The 26,737-nt window shown below is 41.4% G+C and carries 27 protein-coding genes; 12 read left to right on the top strand and 15 right to left on the bottom strand.

Going from position 1 to position 26,737, the window contains the following annotated elements; genetic code table 11:
* Positions 1–101: 101 nt before the first annotated feature.
* From AUR67_RS13850 to proB, 5 genes are all read right to left on the bottom strand, one after another.
* Entirely contained in the window at positions 102–1,628 is a 1,527-nt protein-coding gene (locus AUR67_RS13850; RefSeq protein WP_058585730.1) for an arylsulfatase, read from the bottom strand.
* A 223-nt stretch (positions 1,629–1,851) separates the two neighbouring features.
* Positions 1,852–3,336, bottom strand: coding sequence for a glutamate--tRNA ligase (gene gltX, locus AUR67_RS13855; protein ID WP_054551203.1), 1,485 nt, complete (start codon positions 3,334–3,336; stop codon positions 1,852–1,854).
* 80 nt (positions 3,337–3,416) lie between these two features.
* Entirely contained in the window at positions 3,417–3,776 is a 360-nt protein-coding gene (locus AUR67_RS13860; RefSeq protein WP_054560852.1) for a glutathione S-transferase N-terminal domain-containing protein, read from the bottom strand.
* Positions 3,777–3,842: 66 nt separating this feature from the next.
* Positions 3,843–4,814, bottom strand: coding sequence for a GGDEF domain-containing protein (locus tag AUR67_RS13865; protein WP_058585731.1), 972 nt, complete (start codon positions 4,812–4,814; stop codon positions 3,843–3,845).
* Between the two features lie 64 nt (positions 4,815–4,878).
* A complete protein-coding gene (gene proB, locus AUR67_RS13870) occupies positions 4,879–5,982 on the bottom strand; it encodes a glutamate 5-kinase (RefSeq protein ID WP_058585732.1) in 1,104 nt (367 codons plus the stop codon).
* Between the two features lie 122 nt (positions 5,983–6,104).
* Between proB and AUR67_RS13875 the strand changes: the two genes are divergently transcribed.
* A complete protein-coding gene (locus AUR67_RS13875) occupies positions 6,105–7,052 on the top strand; it encodes a DMT family transporter (RefSeq protein WP_058585733.1) in 948 nt (315 codons plus the stop codon).
* Here AUR67_RS13875 and AUR67_RS13880 read toward each other — a convergent pair.
* The 3 genes from AUR67_RS13880 to pdsO are packed head-to-tail and all read right to left on the bottom strand — an operon-like array spanning position 6,959 to position 10,283.
* Positions 6,959–7,546 (bottom strand): class GN sortase, encoded by a 588-nt coding sequence (locus tag AUR67_RS13880; protein ID WP_082665643.1) that lies wholly within the window; start codon positions 7,544–7,546, stop codon positions 6,959–6,961. The genes AUR67_RS13875 and AUR67_RS13880 overlap by 94 nt on opposite strands.
* Positions 7,534–9,519 carry a marine proteobacterial sortase target protein gene (locus tag AUR67_RS13885; RefSeq protein WP_058585734.1) on the bottom strand — a complete coding sequence of 662 codons (1,986 nt, stop codon included), beginning with the start codon at positions 9,517–9,519 and terminating at the stop codon, positions 7,534–7,536. The genes AUR67_RS13880 and AUR67_RS13885 overlap by 13 nt, the downstream gene beginning before the upstream one ends.
* 26 nt (positions 9,520–9,545) lie before the next feature.
* Entirely contained in the window at positions 9,546–10,283 is a 738-nt protein-coding gene (gene pdsO / locus AUR67_RS13890) for a sortase-associated OmpA-like protein PdsO (RefSeq protein ID WP_054560857.1), read from the bottom strand.
* 219 nt (positions 10,284–10,502) lie between these two features.
* Here pdsO and pdsR point away from each other — a divergent pair, with 219 nt between their 5' ends.
* The 4 genes from pdsR to AUR67_RS13905 all read left to right on the top strand — a co-directional run bounded on the left by pdsR (position 10,503) and on the right by AUR67_RS13905 (position 13,862).
* Positions 10,503–11,192 (top strand): proteobacterial dedicated sortase system response regulator, encoded by a 690-nt coding sequence (gene pdsR / locus AUR67_RS13895; protein ID WP_058585735.1) that lies wholly within the window; start codon positions 10,503–10,505, stop codon positions 11,190–11,192.
* Positions 11,192–13,318, top strand: a complete 2,127-nt coding sequence (pdsS, locus tag AUR67_RS13900) for a proteobacterial dedicated sortase system histidine kinase (protein ID WP_058585736.1) — start codon at positions 11,192–11,194, stop codon at positions 13,316–13,318. The genes pdsR and pdsS overlap by 1 nt, the downstream gene beginning before the upstream one ends.
* Positions 13,319–13,431: 113 nt before the next feature.
* Positions 13,432–13,602 (top strand): hypothetical protein, encoded by a 171-nt coding sequence (locus AUR67_RS21205; protein ID WP_161936943.1) that lies wholly within the window; start codon positions 13,432–13,434, stop codon positions 13,600–13,602.
* 50 nt (positions 13,603–13,652) lie between these two features.
* Entirely contained in the window at positions 13,653–13,862 is a 210-nt protein-coding gene (locus AUR67_RS13905; protein WP_054551195.1) for a hypothetical protein, read from the top strand.
* A gap of 164 nt (positions 13,863–14,026) precedes the next feature.
* On the opposite strand, the gene AUR67_RS13910 is transcribed toward AUR67_RS13905, so the two are convergent.
* The 4 genes from AUR67_RS13910 to AUR67_RS13925 are packed head-to-tail and all read right to left on the bottom strand — an operon-like array spanning position 14,027 to position 17,868.
* Complete coding sequence (locus AUR67_RS13910) at positions 14,027–14,527, bottom strand: DUF1543 domain-containing protein (RefSeq protein WP_058585737.1); 501 nt, start codon at positions 14,525–14,527, stop codon at positions 14,027–14,029.
* A gap of 8 nt (positions 14,528–14,535) precedes the next feature.
* A complete protein-coding gene (locus tag AUR67_RS13915; RefSeq protein WP_058585738.1) occupies positions 14,536–15,879 on the bottom strand; it encodes a sigma 54-interacting transcriptional regulator in 1,344 nt (447 codons plus the stop codon).
* 2 nt (positions 15,880–15,881) lie between these two features.
* Positions 15,882–16,409: a hypothetical protein gene (locus AUR67_RS13920; RefSeq protein WP_058585739.1), complete on the bottom strand. Its 528-nt coding sequence runs from the start codon at positions 16,407–16,409 to the stop codon at positions 15,882–15,884.
* A 1-nt stretch (position 16,410) separates the two neighbouring features.
* Positions 16,411–17,868 (bottom strand): sensor histidine kinase, encoded by a 1,458-nt coding sequence (locus tag AUR67_RS13925; protein ID WP_058585740.1) that lies wholly within the window; start codon positions 17,866–17,868, stop codon positions 16,411–16,413.
* 312 nt (positions 17,869–18,180) lie between these two features.
* Between AUR67_RS13925 and AUR67_RS13930 the strand changes: the two genes are divergently transcribed.
* The 5 genes from AUR67_RS13930 to AUR67_RS13950 all read left to right on the top strand — a co-directional run bounded on the left by AUR67_RS13930 (position 18,181) and on the right by AUR67_RS13950 (position 20,954).
* The gene (locus AUR67_RS13930; protein ID WP_058585741.1) at positions 18,181–18,408 is read left to right on the top strand and encodes a cag pathogenicity island protein Cag25; all 228 of its coding nucleotides are present in this window, start codon (positions 18,181–18,183) and stop codon (positions 18,406–18,408) included.
* Positions 18,409–18,417: 9 nt separating this feature from the next.
* Entirely contained in the window at positions 18,418–18,645 is a 228-nt protein-coding gene (locus tag AUR67_RS13935; protein ID WP_058585742.1) for a hypothetical protein, read from the top strand.
* 103 nt (positions 18,646–18,748) lie between these two features.
* Positions 18,749–18,982, top strand: a complete 234-nt coding sequence (locus AUR67_RS13940) for an EF-hand domain-containing protein (RefSeq protein ID WP_058585743.1) — start codon at positions 18,749–18,751, stop codon at positions 18,980–18,982.
* 4 nt (positions 18,983–18,986) lie between these two features.
* Positions 18,987–19,220, top strand: a complete 234-nt coding sequence (locus AUR67_RS13945; protein ID WP_054560867.1) for an EF-hand domain-containing protein — start codon at positions 18,987–18,989, stop codon at positions 19,218–19,220.
* 93 nt (positions 19,221–19,313) lie between these two features.
* The gene (locus AUR67_RS13950; protein WP_058585744.1) at positions 19,314–20,954 is read left to right on the top strand and encodes an amidohydrolase; all 1,641 of its coding nucleotides are present in this window, start codon (positions 19,314–19,316) and stop codon (positions 20,952–20,954) included.
* Between the two features lie 2 nt (positions 20,955–20,956).
* On the opposite strand, the gene AUR67_RS13955 is transcribed toward AUR67_RS13950, so the two are convergent.
* On the bottom strand, positions 20,957–21,187 hold the full coding sequence (locus AUR67_RS13955) for a YgjV family protein (RefSeq protein ID WP_054560869.1): 231 nt from the start codon (positions 21,185–21,187) through the stop codon (positions 20,957–20,959).
* A 269-nt stretch (positions 21,188–21,456) separates the two neighbouring features.
* Between AUR67_RS13955 and AUR67_RS13960 the strand changes: the two genes are divergently transcribed.
* Together AUR67_RS13960 and AUR67_RS13965 are read left to right on the top strand one after the other, a co-directional pair.
* Positions 21,457–22,113 carry a Crp/Fnr family transcriptional regulator gene (locus AUR67_RS13960; protein ID WP_054560870.1) on the top strand — a complete coding sequence of 219 codons (657 nt, stop codon included), beginning with the start codon at positions 21,457–21,459 and terminating at the stop codon, positions 22,111–22,113.
* A 361-nt stretch (positions 22,114–22,474) separates the two neighbouring features.
* Positions 22,475–24,403, top strand: a complete 1,929-nt coding sequence (locus AUR67_RS13965; RefSeq protein WP_058585745.1) for a hypothetical protein — start codon at positions 22,475–22,477, stop codon at positions 24,401–24,403.
* A gap of 214 nt (positions 24,404–24,617) precedes the next feature.
* Here the strand turns inward: AUR67_RS13965 and AUR67_RS13970 are convergent, their stop codons facing one another.
* On the bottom strand, positions 24,618–25,184 hold the full coding sequence (locus AUR67_RS13970; protein ID WP_054560872.1) for a phosphoribosyltransferase: 567 nt from the start codon (positions 25,182–25,184) through the stop codon (positions 24,618–24,620).
* A 209-nt stretch (positions 25,185–25,393) separates the two neighbouring features.
* A complete protein-coding gene (gene pepB, locus AUR67_RS13975; protein ID WP_054560873.1) occupies positions 25,394–26,689 on the bottom strand; it encodes an aminopeptidase PepB in 1,296 nt (431 codons plus the stop codon).
* Positions 26,690–26,737 lie beyond the last annotated feature (48 nt).

Consider the following 26,737-nt stretch of genomic DNA (forward strand, 5'->3'; position numbering starts at 1 on the left):
AGAGGTGGCAATGGTTACTTAGTTGAGAGTTGTAAAGACTTTACCAGTGACTACCAAGACTGTGATTTTGCAACCTTGTGTTCTGGTAAAGCCTATAGTTTTTAGCGGTTTAACGCTTGCTGTGAAATCATTTCAGCAACACTACCCACTTGTACTGACATACTCTCTTGGCTAGGTGGAAAAGCCTTAAAAGTTTTTACAAACTCTGCAATTTGATTACCTGCTGGGCCTAAAATCCAACTACGGTTTTCTGCCCACTCATCATACCCCCTAGCATCAATGAAACGCTCAAATGGATCCATTTTTAGGTTAATAATATAAGGTGTAGTAAGGGCTTGCTGTGTAGACCTAAACCAATGATTTTGTTCCGTAAAGATTAACTTCCAGTCACCGTAACGCATTCCATGAAAGGTCGTTTCGGTGAAATAATAGAACTCTTTACGCTTTGTTTTACCATTGTTTAGTAAGATATCACTTTGATCGAAACCATCTAAATGAACCTTATACTTTTGACCATTAATCTTAGTGCCTTTTAATAAATTAGTTTTTAAATCTTTATCACCAACCCACGACATAATCGTTGGCATCCAATCTTCCATTGTCATGAACTCACCGGTGCTCACACCTTTAGGAACATGGCCCGGCCATTTAACAACCATAGGTACTCTGAAGCCACCTTCCCAGCCACCAACACCTTTTTCACCATGAAATGGCTGATTGCCACCATCAGGCCATGAGTTTGATGCGGCGCCGTTGTCGGTAGAAAACATCACGATTGTGTTATCAGCTACTTTAAGTTCATCAAGTAAGTTAAGTAACTCACCTACATCATCATCCATTTCGGCCATACCATCAGCATATAAACCAAAGCCAGTTTTGCCGTCATAAGCTTTATTAAGGTTAGTTTGGTAATGCATACGAGTTGTGTTATGCCAAACAAAGAAAGGTTTATTTTGTTTTACTGCATCACGAATAAAGCGCTTTGATTCCACAAGTACTTCTTGGTCTAAGTTGCGCTGACGCTCTTTCCCAAATGGGCCAAGATCTTTAATCTCTTGTTTGCCGTTTCCAAGCGCTTTTGAATGAATAACCCCACGCATTTTTATACCAAACTTTTCTTGTGTTTTGGCGTCTTGAGGATAATCTTGTTGTTCTGGATATTCACCGGCATTGAGGTGATATAAAATACCAAAAAACTCATCAAAGCCATGATTTGTAGGTAAGTGTTCATCACGATCACCTAAATGGTTTTTACCAAACTGGCCTGTGACATAACCCTTTGATTTGAGCATAGTTGCTAAGGTGGGATCTTTCTTTTGCAAGCCTTGCTTCGCGCCAGGAAGCCCTACCGTACTGAGGCCAGTTCGCATTGGATACTGACCTGTGATAAATGCAGCGCGGCCAGCAGTACACGAGGCCTGTGCATAATGGTCCATAAATATCATGCCATCATTAGCAATTCTATCTATGTTTGGGGTACTGCCTCCCATCATGCCTCGATGATAGGCACTAATGTTCCACATGCCAACATCATCACCCCAAATAACAAGTACATTGGGTTTATCAGCCGCGAAACTTGGCAAACTAAAGCCTAAAATGGCCAAACAGACCAATACGTATTTAAACATCACTTTCTCCTTGAAAACTAACTAAAGCATTCGCCTCAGCTTCAATAATCCCTCGCTTGCAGTTACCTCATACTGCTTTATTAAGATATATCTACAAGTGATTAATTGTGCATGTTTAATACTATTAGAGCAGTCCCTATTTACAAGTTAAATCTGCATTAACTTTGATTTAAATATAAAAAAACCGAGCATATAAGCTCGGTTTTTAAAACTAACATTACGATTAAGCTTGTGGATAATCGCGATATGCACGCTCAATTTTTTTCGCTTGCTTTTTAGACACACCAAGGTGCGCTAGTGCAACACGTAAACGAGCACGTGATAAGTCAGAACCTAAAATTTCCATCGCATCAAGTACTGAAGTTGAAGATGTCTTACCTGTGATAGCCACAAAGATTGGCTCGAGGAAGTCTTTAATCTTCAATTCATGGAAAGTCGCCACTTCTTTTGCGATAGCAAAAATCGCCGGTTTTTCCCAACTGCGTAAACCTTCTAATTGCCAGATGAAGAACTGTAATGCTTGACGGATTACATCTTCATCAGCTTTACCTGCTGTTAATAGCGCAGGATCATAGCTTGGAATACCACCGACAAAGTGACCTGCAAGGTCAACCATGTCAGAAAGCGTATTAATACGCGTTTTTGCTTCTGGTAATACTTTGGCGAATAGCTCAGTATTAAATTTCCAATCAACAAAACGTTGCATTAGTTCTGCATCAGATAAGTTTTCACGGATCCACATACCGTTTAACCAACTAAGCTTATCGATGTCGAAAATAGGGCCACCAAGCGACACACGTTTCATATCAAAGTGTTCAATCATCTCTGCTAACGTGAACTTTTCACGCTCATCAGGCATTGACCAACCCATGCGGCCTAAATAGTTTAATAGTGCCTCAGGTAGGTAGCCCATCTCTTTATAGTAATTGATTGAAGTTGGGTTTTTACGCTTCGATAACTTTGACTTATCAGGGTTACGAAGTAATGGTAAGTGACCTAGTACAGGCGCTTCCCATCCAAAATCTTCGTATAATTTTAATAGCTTAGGCGCTGAATTGATCCACTCTTCACCACGGAAAATGTGGCTAATTTGCATGTGATGATCATCAACAACGTTGGCAAGGAAGTAAGTTGGGAAACCGTCAGCTTTAAGTAGCACTTGCATGTCTACATTTTCCCATGGGATCTCAATTTCGCCACGTAGGTAGTCGTTAAACTTGAACGTGCCTTCGCTTGGGATCTTCATACGGATTACGTAAGGCTTACCCGCTTCAAGGTTTGCTTTAATTTCATCTTCAGAAAGATTTAAACCACGACCATCGTATTTAGGGCGTAGGCCTTCGGCCATTTGCTCTTCACGCATTTGGTCTAGTTCTTCGCTCGTAGCAAAACAGTAAAAAGCTTTACCCTGTTCAACTAACTGATGCGCAAATTTCTTATATAAATCGCTACGCTCAGATTGACGGTATGGACCAAACTCACCGCCTACATCTGGACCGTGATCCCAGTTTAAGCCTAACCATTGTAAGCTATCCATAATAGCTTGCTCTGATTCTGGCGTACTACGAACTTGGTCTGTATCTTCAATACGTAACACAAACTCACCGCCTTGCTGCTTAGCAAAACAGTAGTTAAATAATGCGATGTATGCAGTACCTAGGTGCGGGTCACCTGTCGGTGACGGAGCAACACGGGTGCGAATTGTCATGGTTATATCTCTCAAAAGACAATTAAAAATTTGCCCAAATGCTAGCACAGCACGGGCTATAATCGAAGTGAAAAGCCGCTTTATGCCGCGACTTTATCTAAATAAGCAATGATATCGTTTGATTCATACAACCAAGTTACTTGGCCGTTTTCTTCAATACGTAAACAAGGCACTTTCACTTTGCCGCCCTGCTCTAATAGCTCTTGGCGAAATTGCTCGTTACCTTTAGCGTCACGGGTTTCAACTGATAGACCTTGGCGTTTTATAGCACGACGTACCTTCACGCAAAATGGACAGGCTTTAAATTGATAAAGCTTAAATTGTGACGTCACTGAATCAAGCGCTGCTTGCTCTGCTGCAGGACGCTTTTTACTGCGTGGTGTGAATACAAAATCAAAAAACAAAATGATGCGGCCTAACAACCAACGAACAAACTTCATCTTACCTTCTCATGTGGCTCTAAAAATAGTGGGCAATTTTAACACAGCTAAGCGCGCTGCAACACCTTAAAACAGCTCTATAGAATCATCTTGAGGTTTGATTTGCTGAATATCTAACTCTGAATAGGCAGTGACACAATTACGACCACTGTTTTTAGAATGGTACAAGGCCTGATCGGCTTTTTGGACTAGGCTGGCTACCATTTCAAACTCGTAAATTGGCATAAAACCACTACTCACAGTTAAGTTACCAACTTGAGGAAAGGGGTATTCTGCCACACAGCCTCGAAAACGATTTAGGGCATTACGTGCATCGAGCTCGTCACTTGCTTGAAATAACACAGTAAACTCTTCGCCGCCGTAGCGAAAAACGTAATCTTCAATTCGAAAATTATTTTTTAATAGCTGCGCTACTAACAAGATCACTTCGTCGCCAATAACGTGCCCATAGTTGTCATTTACGCTTTTAAAATGGTCAATATCGACCATCGCCAAATACCAATGACGTTGCTTTGACTCATGGCTTTCATGATCTACAGCGGCATCGGCTGCAATTTCAATCACCTTTTTATCAAAGGTTTGCCTGTTTAAAAGCTCAGTTAAAGGGTCAAGTTGCGACTTATAAAGTAACGAAAGTTGATTAGCGTAGATATTTAGCATGTAGATGGCGAGCATGCTACAGCGCTCTGAAAGCTCTTTTTCAGACTCAATGACCAGTACACCAACTACATTGCCCATGTAATAAATGGGCACATAAGTAGAAATAAAACCGTAGTTGCGACTGATGCGAATTTTATTGCGACTGACTTTTTCGATGAGCTCATTGACTTCGTGTTCACTGAGCTCTTCGATAACCGAATCTTTATTTAGCAGCCTTGCAGGCAGGCCAGGTTTAAAAAACTTGTTAATGTAAATAGCAAAACGAGAAAACTCATCTAGTTCACTCACGGCATTAATAAGCGCCTGATCGAGCTCAGGCTCTTCTTCTTGTTGGGTAATTTCTACAACCCAGTCATGTCCGCAAGCGTTAGCCGCCATCTAAAAAGCCCCCAAAACTGCTTATTACTTTAGTTTAGTTAACTTTATCAGAATTACTAAAAAACTATAACAAAATCATATCATCTCGGTGAATTACTTCACTGCTTGGTGCAAATGCAAGCAACTGGGTAATTTGTGACGAATGACAGCCTTTAATTTGATCAATTTCTTGATGGTTAAAATTAACCAGGCCTTTTGCTATACATTGCCCTTGGCTCGTCACTACTTCAATCACATCACCACGTTCAAATTGCCCTCGCACAGTTTTTACGCCTTTTGCCAGTAAGCTTGCGCCACGCTCTTTTAGCGCAAGGCTTGCGCCATCATCAATCACTAATTGCCCCGAGCTTTTAGGTCCTGCAAGTAACCATTTTTTGCGGCCATCTTTTGGTGCGGTGAGTTTTAAAAAACGTGTACCAGGGAGCTTGTCGGCCATGCAATTTAAAATCACATTTTTGCCTGCGCCTTTGGCAATAATTACCTCAACACCGGCGCGACGTGCAATATCGGCCGCTTGCAGTTTGGTAGCCATACCACCGGTACCTAGGGTGGTGCCACTGCCACCAGCGAGCTCTCTTAGCTCATCATTAATATGCTCAACTTCGTTGATAAGTGTTGCATTAGCATCAGAGCGAGGATCGCCTGTAAATAAGCCTTCTTGGTCAGTTAACAATAACAGTTTTTCTGCATTCGCTAATATCGCGACTAAAGCAGATAAGTTATCGTTATCACCCACTTTAATTTCGGCAGTTGCCACGGCGTCGTTCTCGTTAATAATTGGCACCACATTGTGCGCAAGTAGTGCATTTAAGGTATCGCGGGCATTTAAGTAACGTTCACGGTCTTCTACATCGGCGCGGGTCAGTAGCATTTGTCCAACATTCACACCATACAAAGCAAACAAGCTCTGCCAAATATGAATAAGCTGGCCTTGACCGATAGCTGCAAGCATTTGTTTTTCAATCAAAGAACGACCACAGGGGGTAATGAGTTGCTCGCGACCTGCAGCAACCGCGCCGCTTGATACTAAAACAACCTGATAACCCTGTTTTTTTAATTCACAACATTGGCGAACAAGTTCAACCATGTGCGCTTTATCTAATTTGTCGGTACCGCCTGTCAGCACGCTTGTGCCCAGCTTTACAACAACGACGTGTGGCCTTTGCATTTGATTTTTATATTCTGTAATTAAAATAGAGAATTTATATATACCAGCTAACGGTTTTTGAACAAGTTAAAAAAATTCATGCTAGGATCGCGCTCTCGTTTTTTTACTCAATAGCGACACCTATGCCAGCCAGTTTATGCTTAATTATCGCGACCTTTTTATGGGGTAGCTCTTACATTGCTTTAAAGCATGCAATCAATGTTTATGATCCTGTGTTAGTGATATTTTTAAGAATGCTAACCACGTTATTGATTAGCTTATGTTTATGGCGCTATATAATCCGCTTTGAGTTTAAAGCAGGTGACTGGAAGTACTTAATTGGTATGTCGCTGGCTGAGCCTTGCTTTTATTATTTATTTGAAGGGCATGCCCTTGAATATACTTCGGCATCGCAAGCAGGGGTAATTGTTTCTTGCTTACCTATTATCGTCGCTATTTTGGCGTTCTTAATATTAAAAGAGTACATCAGTAAAGCCATCGTCGTTGGTTTTACCTTGTGTATTGGTGGCAGTATTTTATTAACGCTATTATCACCAAGCACAGAGCAAGCCCCTAACCCACTGCTTGGTAACTTTTTAGAGTTGATGGCGATGGTTTGCGCCGCGTTTTATACCGTGAGCGTAAAACACTTAGTCGCTCGTTACTCACCGCTGACTTTAATAGCAATCCAAGGGTTTAGCGGTAGCTTATTCTTTGCGCCATTTTTATTTTTCATCGAACTACCCAGCGAAAATCAGCATGATTTAAGTGCCCTTCTGAGCATTTTATATTTAGGCTCATGTGTCACTTTAGGTGGCTATGGCATGTACAATTACGCCATCAGTAAAGTGTCGGTGTTAACCGCTGCTGCTTACTCAAACCTCATTCCAATTTTTGCGTTAATTTTGTCTGCCATTTTACTTGGCGAAGTACTGACACTTTGGCAATGGGTGAGTATTGCGGTGGTATTTGCCGGTGTTATTGTTAGCCAACGTCATCAAGAGCTCAAAGTTGAAGTCGACGACGATAATTTATCAGCCGACACCAATAGCCTAAACTCAGTCCCAGAAGCCAATGAGTCAAAAGGATAACAGGTTAATAAATAAAGGCCTGATTGTGCTAAAAACCCTTGTTCACTTTGATGAATAACATCAATGCTGCGAACTTGATAGTGTTCAATCTGGCCATTTTGCAACTGCACACTGAACTGCTCACCCACTTCGACATGTTTTAGAAATGCAAAGTGGGTGTCGTTATGACCAGCTATTAACACCCCTTTTGAGCTGCCAAGTTCACCGCTTGGCAAAAAATGCCCGGGGGCAAACGCGAGGTTTCGCCCCGATGCACCAGCAAGTACAGTCAACTCTTGCTGCTGACTTGGCCAATTTATGTGTGCAGTAACATAACCATCGGCGTAAAACCAAGGCCTTACTTGCTGATTAGGACTTTGCAAAGCTTGCTGCCAAGCAGAGTCAATCAATGCCTGTGCCAGCCAAGCTTTCGCCTGCATATAGCCACCATTAACAAACAATGCGGTGCCAAGTAAGGCGCTGCAAACTGGCAGCGCTTTTTTTAGCGTCGCCATTGCCATAACCATGAGAATGTAAGCAGCAACAACCCAAGTAGCATAAACACTCGGCTTTGTCCGTCGGTTTGCGGTAGCGTCATACCGTTAGGGAGTTTGTTTCGTACTTGCATTGAACGCTCTGCAATCTCATTACCCGCGTAGTTATCAACTGCAATAAAGGCCGTAAAAGGGCTAAGTAAATGGTGCTGAAGTGCCAATGCTTCTACTTCTGCTCGTACCGTTTGTTTTTCGTTGTAAAGCAGCAGCGATTTAATTTTTTGTCTGGCCCAGAGTCTAGCGATACCTTCGCCATTTGCGGCATTGGCTGTTGCTAAATTAATCGTCATTGGCCCTGTGTTTGTCTGCCCTTTTAAGGTTAAGTGCTGATTACCACCAAGCTTCACTGCAACCAAAACTGGCTCTGAAAAATACAAGTCAGGTAAAGGTGATGGCCAATACTCAAGTGCTGCTTTGTCGCCCTCAAGAGCAAGTTCTGTAACAGCGGGATGCGCCAGCTTATCAAAAAGTAGCTGCATTTTTGGCTGTACTTGGCTGGTGCTACTAATAAACGTGAATGTACCACGGCCAATATCAGCAGCTCTGGTCATAAAAAAGCTATTAGGCGCGCTACCAATACCGACGGTAAAGAGTCGGCTGTCACCTAAATCTGTTTGAATTTGTTTAAATAGCTGCGTTTCGTTACCCACACTGCCATCGGTTAAAAACACCACCTGGCGTACAAAACCATCATGCTGTTTACCATCAAGTACCTGAGTCAGTGCTTTTGCGATTTCGGTGCCGCCATCAGCTTGTAAGCCATAAATAAAACGCTCTGCACGGCGAATGTTAAAGTCATTGGCAATCATTGGCGTGTCACTTAATACCGACACTTCGTTATCAAAGCCTATGATGTTAAAGCTGTCGTTTTCATCCAATAACGAAAGGGCATAAAACAAGGCTTGTTTGGCCTGCTCCATTGATTGGCCATGCATTGAACCAGAGGTATCAACAACAAACACCATTTCGCGAGGAAGTCGAGCTTGCGAGGTAAAGTGATCGCTTGGCGGTACTAACATCAGTAAACCATATTCTTGCCCTGCTACTGTTTCGGTAAAAAATGCAGCCTGTGAGTGGGCTTTATCAAGGGGTTTAAATGTCAGCTCAAAGTCTCTATCCATTGGAACATCACGATTAAGTGATAATTGATAGCGACCAAAGCTTGGGTTATCGATTTGCATGCCCGCTAAATTAGCGCTGATATCACTGAGTTCAAGGCCAATATCCATCGCAATAGCAAGATTTAGGCTCGCATCAGACTCTTGGCTTTGCGCACGATGAAAAACAGGCTTTAGCCACGCTGATGCCATTTGCGCTGTGTTAGCTGTTGCTTCGTTCTGTTGTTCTATTTGCTCATTTTGCTGTAGTTCTGCCGTTAATGGTTCGTAGCGCGGCGTAATAGTGGTTGGAAAACGCAATGAAAACACACCATCTCGAAAACCGATTATCTCTTGGTATTGCAAGGTAATTTCAATCTCTTCCCCTGCTCCAATGTTTGCCACATCAGTAGAGAAAATATTCGCACGTTGCTGACGAACTAAAGCGGCGCGTTTTCCCTGTCTTTGAGCTTGCACAAATTGCTGTTCTGCCTGCTGCTTAAGGGCAATGTTACCGGTGATAATGCGCTCACCAATTTGCATTTGCATAGCATGAACTGCGCTTTCATCTGGTAACGGAAACACATAGCGGGCATTTACTGCAAACGGGTGCGGGTTTTGATAACGTTGTTTAACAACTACATGATTAATAAGCCCAGTGAGCGTCATAGTGACATCGTTTTTCACTAATAAGCCCGACGACACTTGGCTATTTGAATCATCATAAAATCGCAGTTCGGCACTGGCATTGGCCGCAAATGCAGGGTTAACTGCATAACCTAATAAGAGGATAAAAAGGCTCCCAAAAAGGAGCCTTTTGGTACGGTTACTCAACATAATATGTCACTCCATCGACCGATGAATTAGTGGTTACTTTGTGCTGTACGTAAGCTACTTTGTGACACAGGGCGTGTCGTTAAGGTTACGCGGCGGTCAAACACGTTGTCTTCGTAGTTATTTGAATCGGCAACACTTTGCTGCTCACCAAAGGCAGTTGCGGTTAAGCGCGTATGAGGCACACCTTGTTTAATTAAGTAGCTTTGCACTGCATTTACACGCTGCTTTGAAAGCATTAAATTAGCCAATTCATCACCACGCTGATCTGCAAAGCCATTTAAGTCGATAGCCAAATTTGGCTGGGCAATCAATAACTGCGCGACTTTGTCGAGTTGATTAGCAAAGTGTGGGGCAATTTCGCTAGAGCCGGTTTTAAACTGTACCGTCATCGCCAATAAGGTGTTCAATTGGGCTTGTAGTAACTGCTCTTTTTCGTCAGCTAATAATTCAAGCTGCTCACTTAGGGCGGCGTTATCGGCAATCACTTGTTGGTAATCAGCGGTTTGCTCCTTCATGACAACTAATGCGTGAGCTTGTTCATCAATGGTGTTGTCTGCCGCTTCTTTTTCGCCAATTAAGCCACCAGCAAACGCGCCAATAAATGCCCCCACTGGGCCGCCGACTATGCCGCCAACAACTGCGCCAGCACCTAAGCCAATGGCTGTTTCTTTTGGTGTTTCTTGTTTACTTTGACTCGCAGCATCTGCAAAAGGGGCTACAGATACAGCAGATGTAATAACAGCGGCAATAATTAATTTTTTCATGGTTTAATCCTTTTTCTACTTAATTGCTTGGCAACATTGGTTGGTGTTGCGAACTTGGTATGGAGCTATTAAAACAAGTCGAAATGGCAATAAAGGGGATCAAAAAAGGCAAACTGCTGAGCAATTGTGGCAGAAAAATGGCAATCGCGTTTTTGCCAGTACGCAAGGCAAAAAATTAGGTATAGTTCGCTATAGAAAGAATTTAAGTAAGTATTAACAATGAAGAAAATAGCAATCGTTGAAGATGAAACAGCAATCCGCGAAAACTACACAGAAATGCTCAGCGCTCAGGGCTATCAGGTTGTAGGCTTTGCTGACAGAGCCAGTGCTGAACTGGCATTTAGTCAATCTTTACCTGATTTAGCCATTGTTGATATTGGCCTTGGCCATGAAGTGGATGGTGGTTTTTTACTTTGCCAAACATTACGCAATCTTTCTAAAACCTTACCGATTATATTTTTAACCGCCCGCGATAGCGAAATTGATACTGTATGTGGCCTGCGCATGGGGGCTGACGATTACTTAACCAAAGACATCAGTATGGCGCACCTTGCTGCTCGAATTGGCGCACTGTTTAGACGCCTTGATGCCTTTGACCAACCTGCCGATCAAACCGCTCTTTTGCATCGCGGCCCGTTAAAGTTAGATACTCAGCGCATGCAGGTTTTTTGGCAAGAGCAACTGGTTGATTTAACTGTGACAGAATTTTGGATGGTACATTCGCTTGCACAGCGCCCAGGCCATGTAAAAAGCCGCAACGAATTAATGAGTGATGCCAAGATTTATGTTGATGACAGCACTATTACTTCACACGTAAAACGTATTCGTAAAAAATTTATTGCTTTAGATGGTGCATTTGACTGCATTGATACCGTTTACGGTATGGGTTATCGCTGGGAGCAAGCTTAATGCTGCGTTTGGGGCTTAGAACAAAGTTTATTTTCTTATCCTGCTTTTTATTTTTATTGCCTTGGCTTGGCTATGAATATGTTTGGGAAATGGAAAAGTTCTTAAGACAAGGGCAAGAAAAGACCTTAGTGGGCACCACCCGCGCACTCGCAACCGCATTACATGAGCGCCCTGCTTTGTTTGACTCACAAACCAACTTTTTAGATCAAGTTGTGAAGGGCCGAGATTTATATGCTTACAACCTAAATAACCCGATTCAGCTTGATGGTAAATTGTCGGAGTGGCAGCCTTATCAAAGCTTATTTTGGCATTATGACAAGCGCTACTTACAAGGGCTAAGCAATGAGCATCAAGAAAGTGATCTAAGTTTTGATCACATGGTAGGCAAGTACGAAAACTACCTTTATGCGGCATTTAAAGTCACTGACAGCTCACTGGTGTATCGTGCTAAAAATGTGCTTAGCTTTACCCGTAATGATCACTTACAGATCATGTTAAAAACACCTGAAGGTGAATTTAAAAGTTATGTGGTGGCCGCCCGCCAAGATGGTTGGGTTAATGCCTTTGACGCCACAACACAGGAGCCGGTCACTAAAATCCAAGGCTATTTTAAAAGCACCGACACGGGTTACAACATAGAACTGCGTTTTCCGCTTTCGATGCTAGGTAATAAGCTTGGTTTTGCGATTGAAGATTGGGATGAAGACAAGGTTGAGCCTCAGCTAATGTCGACCTCAAACCTACAAAACCCCAATGATATCGGCTCAGTTTTAGTGCCTTCACCAGAAATTAACCGTATTTTGAAAGGTATGGGCCATAGTGGTAGTCGAATTTGGGTCGTCGATAACCACCACCGTGTACTTGCGCAATCAGGCTCAATTCATCATGCCGATGGCGTTTGGGCAGACGGCCTAAAAGATGCGCCGGCAACAACATGGTGGCAACGCTTTGAGCAAGATTACTTACACCCTATTTACTATAAAATTTTAACTCGCCCAGAAAATGAGTTCATTGATACCTTACATGATGTCGCTGCGATGCAAGGTACTCATATTGCTAGTGCTTTAAATGGTAAACCCGCATCATCATGGCGCTTAACCCCAGATAACAAAGCCGTTATATTATCGGCGGCCTACCCTATTTGGATCCAAGATAAAGTCATTGGTGCAGTAATAGCAGAAGAGACCACCAACGGCGTGCGCACCCTACGTAATAAATCGTTAGAGAAGCTATTTAATGTCATTTTAGCGGTGATGCTTGTTGGTACTGTGACGCTATTCTTTTTTGCTTCAAGAATTTCCAGCCGTATTCGCCGCTTACGTGACAATGCCGAGCAAGCCATTGATGCCCAAGGACGGATCACCGGCAAAATTACTTATGCCGATTCGAATGACGAAATTGGTGACCTTTCTCGCAGCTTTGCCAACATTGTTAGCCGTTTAAGTGGTTATACTGATTACTTAGAAAATATGTCATCACGACTCTCCCATGAGCTGCGTACGCCTGTGGCTGTTGTACGCTCATCACTTGAAAATTTACAAATGCAGCCGCAATCTGAACTGAGTCAAAAATACCTCGACCGTGCTAGTGAAGGGGTTGAACGGTTGGGCAAAATAATAACCACCATGAGCGAAGCAACGCGCCTTGAACAAAGTATTCAAAGCGCCGAAGCTGAAGAGTTTGACCTGACCAAGGTGATCACCGGCTGCATGCAAGGCTATCAAATAACCTATGGTGAAAGCCTGTTTACCTTGTCACTTTGTAAAGAGCCGTTAAATGTTAGTGGCGCTCCTGAGTTTATTGCGCAATTACTCGATAAGCTCATCAACAATGCACTTGAGTTTAAAACCGCGCAAAGCACAATTTCAGTCAGCTTAACCAAGCAAGAGCAGCATGCATTATTAAAAATCAGCAACCAAGGGCCTTTGCTCCCTGACGGTTTAGTTGAACATATTTTCGACTCAATGGTCTCGGTGAGAAGTCAGCAACATCAACAGCAGCCCCACTTGGGTTTAGGTCTTTATATTGTAAGGCTTATTTGCGATTACCATCACGGTAAAGTATTGGCAGAAAATTTGGATGATGGCACAGGTGTTGTGTTCACTGTGGACCTGCCTATTAAATAAGCACATTTGCGTTACATATGATTACAGTTTAATGACTGGGTATTCACCGATAATTCAGATTACAGGACGTAATATTTGTAATACAAAAGGCAAATTATACTTTGGAGGGCATCATGCAATCTGGATTACAACGTGAAGAGATTGAGTTCATTATGGGGTTATTTAGCTATAATGAAGCAACCGATAAACCAGCGGCCCCAAAAAAGCAGCCTGTAAAAGCTGACACTAAAAAAATTGATACAGCGCAATATAAAGCAAACTACAAAGCAACTTATTTGACCTGAGTAAGGCGAGATCATTACAATGGCGCACCTTTGGAATATAACGCCTTGTAATGAAAAAACACTCACCTAAAAAAGAACTGATTTTACTGCCCGTTTTATTCGTGGCTATTTTACTTTGTGTTGCAGGTCACTTCCTACTCCAGCCTAACTATCAAGACAGCCATACCGTTGAGTATTTACTTGCTGCACTGCCATTTGCCTTATTTGGATTAGTGATTATCGCCTTTAAAGTTGCCAGTAAAAACGATAACCAAGAATAGCTTATACCAATTCGCTTAATTAAGTGGTCTATTTTGAGGCAAGAAAACCTCGTTGATAGCAAGGCAAACATTTCGTTATTTAGTTGTTCTAAATCAGAAATTTTTAACGCAGGTAGCGACAGGTTTAATCCCTCAAAATGATTAAGTATTATTGCGGATTGGTATTACAGAACGTGATAGCCAAACCAATCGGGCTTCATTGCTTGAGCTTGCCCGCTTGGCGTTAATTTTATTGATAAGTTGCTATCTAACAAATCAATCGCAAAACAATCGTCTACATCGTGTAAATCATCTTTATGAAGATGAGTCATTCCAGCCAATAAAGACTCTTTAGCGCGTTGCTTTGCTTCTTCACTGCTACGCGCAACGTACAATGCAAAATCATGTTGTTCAGCAAGGCTATCTGCTCTATAGGCACCTAAGTTCACAAAATATAATTTTTCGGCTTGGTGATGCGCAGTATCAACCACTTCGACCTGATAGCCATCGATGTGCTGAATTTGCATGTAGCTATCCATGTGCACATTGCTTTTATCACCCACCCATTGTGCTTTTAATTTTGAATAGGTTTGTTCAATGTTATCACCTACGACAAATCGAACGTCGTGCATTTCAATGTGACAACCTTGAATACGACCGCCCAGATAGACTAAAAAAAGCGCCATGTTTTTCCTTATATTAAGCTTTCAACATTAATGTTGTGCTTTTTGATTAATTTATAAAAATCTGAGCGATTACGTTTCGCAAGCTTTGCGGCTTCGGCAACATTACCCGCTGACATTTTCAGCGTATTAATTAAATAATCTCGCTCAAATTCTTTTTTTGCATCATTTAACGAAAGTGGCTCAGCAATACTAACATTACTATTTAATGCACTCTCAACTAACTGAGCAGCAATCACTTTACCAGGTGTAAGGGCTACTACCTGCTCTATCACATTTTGTAATTGACGGATATTACCCGGCCAGTCATAGCGCACCAGCGCATGCATTGCATCATTGGCAAACTGCTTTTGCTCTTGCCCCATACGTTTAGCAATTAGACCTGCAAAATGCTGTGCTAGCAAACTTATATCTTCTCGGCGTTCACAAAGCGGAGGGAGTTTTAAGTTCACCACATTTAATCGGTAGTATAAATCTTCACGGAACTGCTGGTTATTGATTGCCTCAGGGAGGTTCTTATGAGTCGCCGACACCACCCGCACATCAATTGGGATCTCTTCTTGAAAGCCCACAGGGCGAATGGTTTTCTCTTGTAAAACCCTCAGCAGTTTTACTTGTAAATTTAGCGGCATATCACCAATTTCGTCTAGAAAAAGGGTACCACCTTGTGCTTGTTGAAACAAACCTTGATGGTCTTTGACTGCACCTGTAAATGCGCCTTTTTTATGCCCAAACAATTCAGACTCTAAAAGCTCTCCCGGCACAGCGCCGCAGTTAATTGCCACAAATGGCCCATCACTAACATGGCTGTGTTGATGTATCGCTTGTGCAAGCAGCTCTTTACCTGTGCCGCTGGCACCGGAGATCAACACGTTCACTTGCGTTGGACCAAGCAATTTAACTTGCTCAAGTAAATGCAACATCGCGCCGCTACGGGTGACAATATTGGTTTGTGTTGGTGTTTCATCACCGTGTACACCATGGATCTCGATAGCTTTAGCAAGGCTGTCGAACAGCTCATCTTTATCAACCGGTTTGGTAATAAACGCAAATATACCTTGTTTAGTTGCTTCTACTGCATCAGGTATCGAACCATGTGCTGTCATCATAATCACCGGCATTGAAGGATAACGACTTTGTAACTGGCGATGTAGAGCCATGCCGTCCATTTCATCCATTCTTAAGTCAGTGATCACCGCATCATAGGTTTGGTTTTTTAGTGTTTGTAATGCCTCAATGCCACTTTCGACTGTGCTTACCAAATAGCCTTTAGACTCAATTCTAATCGCTAGTAACTTTAATAAACTCGCATCATCATCTACTAATAAAACCCGTGGTTTTGTTACATCATTCATGGTTACTGCTCCTTGGTTTCTTCACGTAGCAGAAGTTGTTGTTCGATAGTCGCAAGCGACGATAAGGTTTTTTCCATTTCATCACTTAACGCTTGCTTAGCTTGTTTTGCCGCTAAATTCTGTTGTAAATATTGCTTTTGTAACCAAAGATACTGCTTAATATCATCTGGCCAATAAAAAGCATGGTCACTTTTTTCAAGCTGATTAAGGGCTTTTTCTGGCTCAGAAGCACCGAGTAAACAAATCGACTCAAACAGACGCTTTAGCTCATTTTCGCCAACATAATTTGCTTTATCAGAGCTTGCTTTAAAGCCACCGCACTTGGCAGCATGCCAAGCAATAACTGTACTTGCAGGCGGGTATAACGGCTCACTTTTCGGCCGAGGTTTTGGATTAGGTTGCCCTTGAGATTTCACACCTGTTGTCGGCTCTATTTGCTCTGCCTCAACATGCTTTTGCGTGATCGTGCACCCTGTTATAAAAAGTGTGCCTATAACAAGCATAAAACTGGCTTTATTCGCTAAGCCCATATCAGTTAACTCCTTGGGTTAATTGAATTGGTAAAATGGCTGTAAATACACATCCTTGCGGGTCATTATCAGTAATAGAGAGCTTACCGTTTAATTGTTCAACAGTTTCTTTAACTATGGTTAAACCAAGTCCGCTGCCCATTTCAGTATGTTGTTTTGCATTCTTGCCTTGGTAAAAAGCCCCAAACACAGCGGCTTTTTCAGTATCCTCTATCCCCACTCCTAAGTCGCTGACACTCAAAATTAACTGCCCCTGTTTTAGGCTTGCTTTTATTGTCACTGACTCTTGTTCCGGCGAAAACTTCAGCGCATTTGAGGTAAGCTGAATAAGCACCATTTCAAGTAGCTCAATTGAGATAAACAAGGCTTTATTTGGTAACTCGTTAACCCAAATAATGGATAAATCACGCGCTGATAATCGGTGCTCAAAATGACGCTCAATTTTGTTCATCATCAAGTTAAAGTTAAGCTCACTTAGGCTTTGCTTACTCGTGCGAATAGCGTTGTAACTTAACAGGCTTTCAATCATGGCTCTGAGTCGCACCATACTTTGTGTGATTAACTCAAGGACAGCTTGTTGCTCGCTATTGATTGGGCCAACAATTTCATCTGCAAGTAAGTCTGTGCCTTCAACCATCGAAGCAAGGGGAGTTTTTAACTCATGTGTCACATGGCGTAAAAACGTATCTTTTTGCTGCTCAAGCATATGTAACTGCGCTTGAACCCACTCTAATTTATTACCTAATTCAACTAACTCTGACGAGCCACGAACTTGAATTTTTTGCTGCCAATGGCCTTGCCCTAGTTTATCAATCACATGTGTAAGCTCTCTCAGACGTCCGCTGATCCGCCAAAGAAACCCGCCTCCAACCAATAACGTGAGAGGAATTAACGCAACTAACCAATTAATGAATGAAGTTTGAAGTGATTTTAATTGCTGCTGATTTTTTGTGATGCGTAATTCATTTTGCTCTTTGAGCCAATTTGTTTGCTCACTGATAAGCTTGCTGGCAGGAGCAAATAACTCACCGTCTTGCTTTTGCTCTATCAACAAGTGCTGTTGTGCAAATTGTAATACCTCAGCCAGTTGCCGCCACTGTGAGACATAATCAGCGGTTGGGCTTAAAAATATAAGCTCATCAATACCTTGCAGTGAAGATTGCCACTTATTGGCAATCAAGCTATCGAGGGATTCACTTTTAAGCACCCAATTTTGTCGAGTTGCCCTTTCTAAGCTATTTAAGTCTTGTTTGAGGTTATTAAATGCTTTAGTGATTTCGTAATTGTCACCGACGATTTCTTGAGTCACCGCTAGCTGCTTATTAAGCGCATTTAAAAATAAAATCACCACCAAAGATAACGGTAGTAAAGACAGCAAAATGCTACAGACGAACTGGCCAATAAGACTAGGTCGCCAATTGAGTAACTGTTTTATTTTTATCGCTACTGTATTTTGCATATTCACTCTCGACATAATTTCAGATGCTGATTATTAGTGAACAAACTTAGACACTCGCTGAATCCGACCTTAAAAAGTACTGATTTTTACCCAAAAACCGATACAAAGTTGCTATTTGGAAACAGGCTAACTAATTGAAATAACAAGGATAAACTTTTAACACCTGAAAATCGTTGCAAAAAAGACACAACACCCTGTAACTATTTCGCATTCAAAACCACATAAAAACCATAAATTATTGATAATTAAAACCTTTTAATGTTGGCACTGATTTTGATTAGTACTAAGCAAATTAGTTATTTAGGACACAAAATGAAATTAACGGCCCAGGTAGCCACCCTGCTTATAAGTCTCATCTCGGTAAGTAGTTATGCACTAGATTTGCAAACAACGTTTAATGAGCTTGATAAAGACAGTAATGGTTTTTTGAGTGAAGCAGAAGCATCTGAAGATGCATTATTGCATGGCAACTTTACTCAAATTGATAGTAACCAAGATGGCCAAATTTCATTTTCTGAGTTTCAGTCGTTTATTCAATAGGAGATTGTAATGAAACAACTTTTAGCTGCATTCTCGCTGATGTTCTTAGTTATCAGCGCCACCGTTTTAGCATCACAAATGGATGTTCGATTTGCTAAATTTGATACAAACGCCGACGGCGAGATTTCATTAACTGAAGCAACTAAACACGATAACTTACTTAAGCAATTTGCCGATCTGGATGAAAACGGCGATCAGGTTCTGTCTGAACAAGAGTTTGAAAAATTCAAACTTTAACAGCTTAAAGTGCTTGCCATAATCCCAGAGGGAATGTGTAAACGGATTTAAATTTTGGGAGTTAAATTATGGCAAGCACTTTTATTTATAAAGGAGAGTAATTATGAGAATTTTCTGGCTTGCTTCATGTACCTTAATTACTATAAGCTTCAATAGCTTAGCATTGGATGTAAAACAACGATTTGATCATCTCGATAAAGATAAAAATGGTTTTTTATCTGTGCAGGAACTGTCTTCTCAACCGCACTTGCAAAAACGCATAGCACAGTGGGATACAGATAAAGATCATCAAATCTCGCTCCTTGAATTTAAACACTATTTAACAAACAAGAGTTAAAATAATGTCAAAATTAACCTTTGCCAGCCTAATTTTATGTGGTGTATTTAGCACAATAAGTTTTGCTGCAGATAGTATTGGTGAAAAATTTAAACAACTTGATCGTAATGACGATGGCTACCTGACTCGTTCAGAGTCAGCGAGAGACCCAGCTCTGTGGTCACGTTTCAAAAACTACGACAGCGATAAAGACAATAAATTATCGCTCAGTGAATTTAAGGTCTACGCAAGCAAATAAAGAGTTACAGTTAATTATTTACTTGCTGCTGAGTTGCAGTTTACTGCAACTCTGATACTGTTTTCATAAATCAATAAAAACTATTAGAAGATTATGAAACTTATCATCAGCCTACTTGCAACAGCTTCGCTTAGCTGTTTTGCCAACACCACAGTTATTTACAATGTAAATGGCTACACGCCTACCTACAAAGGTGAAACTCAACACTTTTCAGCACTGGTTTTTAAAGACGGTAAAGTCGTAAAAACAGGCAATGACTCAATTAAAAACAGCTTCCCTGACGCCACCTCTATTGATGGTAAGCAAGCCACGTTATTACCTGGTTTAGTCGATGCTCATGGCCATGTAATTGGTTTAGGGAATAACCTCTCACAACTTGATGTCAGGAACACGCGCTCGGCAGGTGAGGTTGGCAAAATGCTGGCTGAGTTTGCCAAAGATAAACAAGGTTGGATCATTGGTCGCGGTTGGAACCAAGAGCAGTGGCCTGGCGGTGAGTTTCCAACTGCAGCTGATTTAGACAAATATGTAAAAGACAAACCTGTGGTACTTTCTCGCGTTGATGGCCATGCTGTATGGGTCAACTCAAAAGCCATGGAACTTGCAGGTATTGCTAAACAAACTCCCTCTCCTGCCGGCGGTGAAATTTTAAAGTTAGATTCAGGCTTACCTTCAGGGGTATTCATCGATAAAGCAGAAACACTTATTACCCAGCATGTACCAAAAGCAAGCCATGCTAGCATTAATACCGCTTTAGATAATGCAGGCAAACACTTGCTGAGTTTGGGTATTACATCAACCCATGATGCTGGTATCGATTACGATACATGGCAAGTGTACAAGCAGCGCTCTGAGCAAAAGTCCCTTCCGGTTAGAATCGTTGCCATGCTAAGTGCAGCCGATCCTCAGCTAGAAACCATGCTCAAAGCGGGCAAATATAAAGACATGAATGACATGCTGTCGATTCGAAGTGTCAAAGTGTATGCGGATGGTGCTTTAGGAAGTCGAGGCGCAGCCCTTATAGAGGAGTACGCAGATCGTAGAAATCACCACGGCTTAATGCTTGAAACCCAAGAAAAACTTGAGCAACTATTTAACCTAAGTTTTGCTCATGGTTTTAGTGCGAACACCCATGCCATTGGTGATAAAGCCAATCATGTGGTGCTCGATGCCTATGAAAATGTGTTTAAAAAAACCGGTGGGATTTTACTGCGTAATCGAATTGAACACGCACAAATTGTGACTCCTGAAGATATCCCTCGTTTTAAAACGTTAAAAATTATTCCATCAATGCAGCCTGTTCATGCAACCTCTGATATGCATATGGCAGAGCAACGCCTAACTGAAAAACAACTTGAAGGGGCGTATGCTTGGAAAACCTTTTTAGCGCAAGGCTCAGTGATTGCCGCAGGTTCTGACTTTCCAGTAGAGCTTGCTGATCCGTTTGATGGATTATATTCAGCCATTACCCGAATGGATCATAACCAACTCCCTGAAGGCGGCTGGCGACCACAAGAGCTGCTATCGCGTGATGAAGCTTTGCGTGCGTTTACTTTAGGTGGTGCTTATGCTGCACATCAAGAGTTTAAGGTAGGTAGTTTAGAGCAAGGAAAGTGGGCTGACTTTATTTTGATTGATAAAGACTATTACAAAGCCCCTGTTTCTGAGATCCACGATATTAACGTGACACAAACTTGGATTGCGGGTGAGCTAAAATATAAAAAAGAGGAATAATATTACTCGGCGTCAGCTTTTTGCTGACGCTTTAATTTAATAATGTGGTAAATATTCACAAATGCCAGTAAACCATTGGTAAAGGCTACCGGAACGGCACCTATTGCCAGCCCGTAGAAGGTAAATGCAATACATCCTGCCAGGTTGAGCCAGCGTAGTTTTACTACATCGCTCATTGTCAAAGAAGCAACCAACAGTGCTGACGCTAAATAGCCTAAATATTCCCAACTCAATTGTTCTCTCCTAGGCTTTAGGTTAGCATTGGAGCTTGTCATTTTTTTTTGACGCACTCAGTGCTACTTTGACAATAAAATAAAAAAGCTAACTTACTAAAAACCTTGTAAAGCTTAAGAATAATCTTAGCTTTAAAATCATTACACGGGAAATGAAGGTATCAGTAACGTGAATCACCTTACTAGCAAGTTAGCGTAAATTCTTAGAATCTTAATGCTAGCGTCATTAAGATGTAATAAATAGGACAATTGTCCGAAGAGCGGCGTTAATGTTTCAATATCATTTTTCAAGCTATCTTGTTGACCAATTACTGACATTTGCTGGCAGTAGTTTTCAACAAGCTAAAAAAGAAGTGCTGATCCACCAAGATCAACCCTTGTCAAAACTCGTATTAGTTAGAAGCGGCACAGTGTCATTCAGCTATGACGTGGGTAATGGCCGACGCCTTCTTTTGGGCCAGCTTGATTGTAACAACACACTGATTGGTGAGATTGAAGCACTGAATAATTACCCGTGTATTTACACAGTTACGTGCTTTAGCGATGTAAGTTACAACCTAATTGAGCTTAAACATTGGCGCGCACTACTATTAGAAAAGCCAGAATTAAGCTTATACACAGCACAAACAATTGCCGCTAAGTTCCAAGAAAATCAAAAAATAAACTTAGATAAGCTGCTATTACCACTTAGCTACAATATAGCTAAAGATTGCTTATTAAGAGCTGAAAACAGTAATCCAACGTTACTGCGTGCTTACCCTACCGTAAATGCTGAAGCTGAGCGCTTTGCCACCACCGAAAGAGCTTATAGACGCGTAGTTACAGAACTAGTTGAAAAAGGCTTAGTGCAGAGAAGCAATCAAGGGTTACAAGTGGTAGATATCGACAAGCTTAGCGACTACGTAGAAAGTTTTGCGCAGTTATAAATGTGTTACAAATTTTTCTTAAATGCTTTAAAATAATATTACCAAACTGAAAAGCAAAGTCAGCACAAGTTCAGTTGGATAATCTATAAATATTCATAGAGTTAAGCTTCTTAACAGTAAGACTCTATATTACAATTTAGCAAAGCGGTTTGTTATCAGCTGTTGCACTTGAAAGATAAGACAGAACTTTCTTATTTTATTAATGAAAGTATATATAATGTTCACTTGACGTATATATAATGTACGCTTATCCTTCAATAACAGATAACCATGTGTGGCGTTTTTTCGGTGCACAAACCGGTACTATTTGCTCTAATAAAAGTCTGATTACTTTACGAGAAAGGAAAGAAAGGTAACGATTATGGGAAACAATGAATTTAAACTAACCAAGCTAGCGCTAGCGTTAGGTGTCACTTTAAGCTTAAGTGGTTGTTTGAGTGATGACGACAATAACGACACAGTGCCTGAGCCGCCAGCTCCAACACAAGATGTAGCAGTTCCACCTACGGCAGCTGAAGCTCAAGCAGGTGCTATAACTGTTAACCTTATCGATGCATTAGGTGAACCTCTTGCAGATACAGTTTCAGCATCTATCACTTTTACTTCTTCTGAAGATGGACTTTTATCTGTATCCGGCGAGTCTGTAGCCGATGAGGACAAAGTTACTACCGAAGGAACATTTAGCTTCACTATTGAATCAATTCCAGCTGATGGAGTAACTTACGACTATGTTGTTTCAGCAGAAGGTTACCTAAATAACTCTGGTTCTTTCACTGTAACAACTACTGACAATGTAGCAGCTGATGAAATTCGACTTACTCCACGTAATTTAGCTGACTCTGATGTTCCTATTGTTGCAGAAACTAAATCATTAGAATCTTTGGTCCCTGAAGGTGAAAATACAACAGTAGCTTATGACCCTACGACCGGTTTAAGCGTTTCTGGTGATAAAGACGAAATTGAATTGCCTCAATCTGTAAACAAAGCTGGCGTTGCTGTTGGTGGTACTACAGTTAAAATTAAAAACGGTACTCAATTTTTAACTGCTGACGGTACAGCTTTAGAAACAGTACCTGAGATCACTGTAGCTTACTTTGCTAACGAAGCAACTCGTAACGACTCAGAAGCTGATAACTCATCAGTAGAAAACTCATCTCTTGATGCTTTTCCTGGTGGTTTAGCTCTTTCTGTTGCAAACCCTGATGGCTCAGATTCAAATGTTTCTGGTTCATTTACATCAGGTGGTTTCGTTGCAATCGAGCTTACTGATGATGCTGGTAATAAAGTAAAAACATTCGGTGAAGGAAACTCTCTTACTGTTGCAATGCAGGTAGATCAGAATACTTCAAACCCATGTCCAGTTTCAGTTCCGGCTGGTACAACTGACCTTTCGGCATATGCAGAAGCTAATGGCTACAGCATGGGTGTTTGTACGTTAACTTCTCCAACAGCTCGTAAAATCGCTGTAGGTGATGTATTCCCAGTTTGGAGTTATGATGAAGACGCTGGTAAGTGGTCTTTTGAAAGCTATGGAGAAGTTACAGACAACGGTAGTGCAGACACATTTGACGTTTCTGTAGACGTTAATCACTTATCATATTGGAACTTAGATTACTTCAACAATAACCAATGTTCTAATGTGTCATTTGATATTGTTGATCGTAATGGTAACGCAAATGAAGCTCGCTACACTCTTTCACTTGAAAGTAGTGGTTTCCGTCGTAATTTTAGAAACCTAACAGCATACGGTGATTACTCTGAAGCGAATATTGCTAACCCGCCATCATTCCCTGTGACTGTAAAAGTTAGACAAAATGGTGCTAACGTTTTAGCTGGTCTTCAAGATGATGTTACTGACCCTAATGTTGTTACTAAGCTTAATGTTAATAGCTTATGTGATTTAGATGGTGAAACCTTACAGCTAACTACTGAGAATCCTATTGTTGTTACTAAGCAAGTGACTACACAACTTGTTTGTAGTAATACTGAAGATTTTGACGTAAATACCGATCCGGTTCCGACTCCAACAAGCTCTACACTATATGCTGATGGTAGATTCGTTAGCAATTACTACGGTGAGGCTACCTTCAATGTCGCTTTATCAGAAGGCAGTAACTATACAATTAGATACCGTGACTATGCTAACAATCAATGGCTTTCACAACAGTTAGAAGTTAACACTACAGCTGTAACCCTTGATATCCCAACAGTTTGTGAAGTTGTTGAGCAACCAATCACTGGTGGTACTGGTGGTACTGGTGGTACTGGTGGTTCTGGTAACGGTGGCTAGTCCACAGCGCTAATAAAGCTTTTAAAACCGCGCTTATGCGCGGTTTTTTATTGCCTATTTAAAACTATACATAAACACCAAGCTTCTCTTGTGCTAAGCATCAATGCATTTACGCTGCTTAAACTACCCTATTATCAATAGGGAGTTTTACGCTCTTAATTTCAGACAATAAAAAAGGCTCACTAAGAGCCTTTTATGAAACATCTGAACAAGGTTACTTTTCAAGTAAAATGTCGTGGATGTTAGCTAAATCAGACTTACCCTCGATGATTTCGTCTGGCGTTAGGCCTGAAAGCTCATGAGGGAATACTAACCACTCTTCAGACTCATGAATGAAGTAATCTGGCACCATGTCTACCTTTGAGTTCTTCGGCTTGTAGTATGGGCATGCAACGCGAATATCACGTGGTAGGTTTAAACGCATTAACTCCGAAAGCTTTTCCTTTAATGCAAAAATACTGCGGCCAGAATCAAAAACATCATCAACGATTAGTAATGAGTTATCTGCATTGGCATTTTCAATGATGTAATGCAAACCGTGAACTTTGATCTCTTTAGATTGCTGGTTAATACCGTAATACGAAGAAGTACGCACTGCGATATGGTCAGTTTCTATACCTTTGTAATCGTAATATTCTTGAACTGCGATACCAATTGGAGCACCACCACGCCAAATACCAATGATGAAATCAGGACGGAAACCATCTTCATAAACTTGTGCCGCAACACGAAATGAATCTTCAAGAAGCTGCTGCGCAGTGATATAGCACTTATCTGACATAAATAGAGACCCCAGTGTGAATTGATCATTCAAGTGTAGCTAATTTAATAAAAACTAACCACAGGATGAGAAAATGTGGGGCGTGATTTTATACTAATTTACTCAAAAAAGCTTGTATCAGTTTGTAAAATTCCCCTTTAGATCAAAAAAGCCCCTTAACTTAGATAAAGTTAAGGGGCTTTTAATTAGCTACAGAAAAAGTAAATTGCTTATGCTTTTTCTAGTAATGTTCTTGCAACAGTACGCATACCTTGAGTTGTTGCGCCCGCAGCCCACTCGCTTGTGCTACCCATGTTAAATGCAGCGGCAAGGTCAATATGGACCCAACCTTTGCCTTCATTTGGCACAAAGCGTGATAAGAAACCAGCCGCATTAGAAGCACCACCGTAGCCACCACCTTTTTGTGGACGACTGTTTGCCGTATCAGCATATGGTGACGGGCAATTTTGTTGGTGCCATTTTTCAAGTGGTAATGGCCAAGCAGCTTCCATTTCTTGCTCTGCAAAGTCTTGTACGTCACGTACAAGCTCTTTATCAAGACCAAACAATGCATTGTACTCTTGGCCTACAGCAACAAGCGCAGCGCCTGTTAAGGTTGCCGCATCAATGATTAATGGCGCGCCAGACTCACCTGCTGCCATTAAGCCATCAGCTAGTACTAAACGACCTTCAGCGTCTGTGTTAACGATTTCAACCGTTGTACCATTTTTATACGTTAAGATATCGCCAAGTTTGTAGGCGTGGCCTGAAATTAAGTTTTCAGCACAGCATAAGAACAACTTAATGCGTTTGTTGATACCACGGCTAATAGCAAGCGCTAAGCCTGCAGTCACAGTTGCTGCACCACCCATATCGCACTTCATGCCTAGCATGCCTTCACTTGCTTTGATTGAGTAACCACCTGAATCAAACGTAATGCCTTTACCAACTAAAGCAGCCGCAACAGGGGCATTTTCATCACCTGTAGGGTTGTAATCTAATGCTAATAATACTGGTGGACGTTCACTACCACGGCCTACCGCGTGAATACCAATCCACTGTTGCTCTAATAAAGCATCGCCTTTAATGATTTGGTAGCTTACGTGCTCAGGCGCTAAAGACTGAATAAACTCAGCTGCTTTACCAGCTAGGCTCTCTGGGAAAATATCATCAGCTGTGCCATTGATCATTTGACGAGCCCACGTCGCAGCTTGCTTTAAAGAAGCCAATTCTTTGCCGTCTGTTTTTGCATTTTCAACAAACTCAATAGCATCTAAATTCTTAGGTGAAACAAAGCCTTGGTAGAAAGCCCATTGTGTTTCTGTACACCAAACATCGCCCACTAAGGCAATATTTTTTAAGCCTTGATTAGCTAACGTACGTGCTGCTTTTTGTACGTTTTTAAGTGTATCTTGCTCAGTTAAATGAACAGTTGCGCCTTGTTCAGTAAAAGAAAGAGCGGCTTTTTCGCCCCAATGTGCGGCAGCGCCCTGCTCGCTAAGTTGAACTAGAAATTTTTCTGACATGTTAGAATACTCTTTGCGCTAAAAATGTTGCTCGAGTTTACTACAGCC

It is taken from the genome of Pseudoalteromonas sp. XI10 (assembly GCF_001469895.1).
In the GTDB taxonomy this organism is placed as follows: domain Bacteria; phylum Pseudomonadota; class Gammaproteobacteria; order Enterobacterales; family Alteromonadaceae; genus Pseudoalteromonas.

Coding starts and splice junctions, on each gene's coding strand:
- AUR67_RS13865 (WP_058585731.1), bottom strand. CDS start 4,814: ATGGCGGCTAACGCTTGCGGACATGACTGGGTTGTAGAAATTACCCAA.
- AUR67_RS13930 (WP_058585741.1), top strand. CDS start 18,181: ATGAAATTAACGGCCCAGGTAGCCACCCTGCTTATAAGTCTCATCTCG.
- AUR67_RS13970 (WP_054560872.1), bottom strand. CDS start 25,184: ATGTCAGATAAGTGCTATATCACTGCGCAGCAGCTTCTTGAAGATTCA.
- AUR67_RS13935 (WP_058585742.1), top strand. CDS start 18,418: ATGAAACAACTTTTAGCTGCATTCTCGCTGATGTTCTTAGTTATCAGC.
- AUR67_RS13940 (WP_058585743.1), top strand. CDS start 18,749: ATGAGAATTTTCTGGCTTGCTTCATGTACCTTAATTACTATAAGCTTC.
- AUR67_RS13960 (WP_054560870.1), top strand. CDS start 21,457: ATGTTTCAATATCATTTTTCAAGCTATCTTGTTGACCAATTACTGACA.
- AUR67_RS13910 (WP_058585737.1), bottom strand. CDS start 14,527: ATGGCGCTTTTTTTAGTCTATCTGGGCGGTCGTATTCAAGGTTGTCAC.
- AUR67_RS13875 (WP_058585733.1), top strand. CDS start 6,105: ATGCCAGCCAGTTTATGCTTAATTATCGCGACCTTTTTATGGGGTAGC.
- AUR67_RS13965 (WP_058585745.1), top strand. CDS start 22,475: ATGGGAAACAATGAATTTAAACTAACCAAGCTAGCGCTAGCGTTAGGT.
- pdsS (WP_058585736.1), top strand. CDS start 11,192: ATGCTGCGTTTGGGGCTTAGAACAAAGTTTATTTTCTTATCCTGCTTT.
- AUR67_RS21205 (WP_161936943.1), top strand. CDS start 13,432: ATGCAATCTGGATTACAACGTGAAGAGATTGAGTTCATTATGGGGTTA.
- AUR67_RS13920 (WP_058585739.1), bottom strand. CDS start 16,409: ATGGGCTTAGCGAATAAAGCCAGTTTTATGCTTGTTATAGGCACACTT.
- AUR67_RS13915 (WP_058585738.1), bottom strand. CDS start 15,879: ATGAATGATGTAACAAAACCACGGGTTTTATTAGTAGATGATGATGCG.
- AUR67_RS13850 (WP_058585730.1), bottom strand. CDS start 1,628: ATGTTTAAATACGTATTGGTCTGTTTGGCCATTTTAGGCTTTAGTTTG.
- pepB (WP_054560873.1), bottom strand. CDS start 26,689: ATGTCAGAAAAATTTCTAGTTCAACTTAGCGAGCAGGGCGCTGCCGCA.
- gltX (WP_054551203.1), bottom strand. CDS start 3,336: ATGACAATTCGCACCCGTGTTGCTCCGTCACCGACAGGTGACCCGCAC.
- pdsO (WP_054560857.1), bottom strand. CDS start 10,283: ATGAAAAAATTAATTATTGCCGCTGTTATTACATCTGCTGTATCTGTA.
- AUR67_RS13880 (WP_082665643.1), bottom strand. CDS start 7,546: ATGGCGACGCTAAAAAAAGCGCTGCCAGTTTGCAGCGCCTTACTTGGC.
- AUR67_RS13885 (WP_058585734.1), bottom strand. CDS start 9,519: ATGTTGAGTAACCGTACCAAAAGGCTCCTTTTTGGGAGCCTTTTTATC.
- AUR67_RS13925 (WP_058585740.1), bottom strand. CDS start 17,868: ATGCAAAATACAGTAGCGATAAAAATAAAACAGTTACTCAATTGGCGA.
- AUR67_RS13905 (WP_054551195.1), top strand. CDS start 13,653: ATGAAAAAACACTCACCTAAAAAAGAACTGATTTTACTGCCCGTTTTA.
- AUR67_RS13950 (WP_058585744.1), top strand. CDS start 19,314: ATGAAACTTATCATCAGCCTACTTGCAACAGCTTCGCTTAGCTGTTTT.
- pdsR (WP_058585735.1), top strand. CDS start 10,503: ATGAAGAAAATAGCAATCGTTGAAGATGAAACAGCAATCCGCGAAAAC.
- AUR67_RS13945 (WP_054560867.1), top strand. CDS start 18,987: ATGTCAAAATTAACCTTTGCCAGCCTAATTTTATGTGGTGTATTTAGC.
- proB (WP_058585732.1), bottom strand. CDS start 5,982: ATGCAAAGGCCACACGTCGTTGTTGTAAAGCTGGGCACAAGCGTGCTG.
- AUR67_RS13860 (WP_054560852.1), bottom strand. CDS start 3,776: ATGAAGTTTGTTCGTTGGTTGTTAGGCCGCATCATTTTGTTTTTTGAT.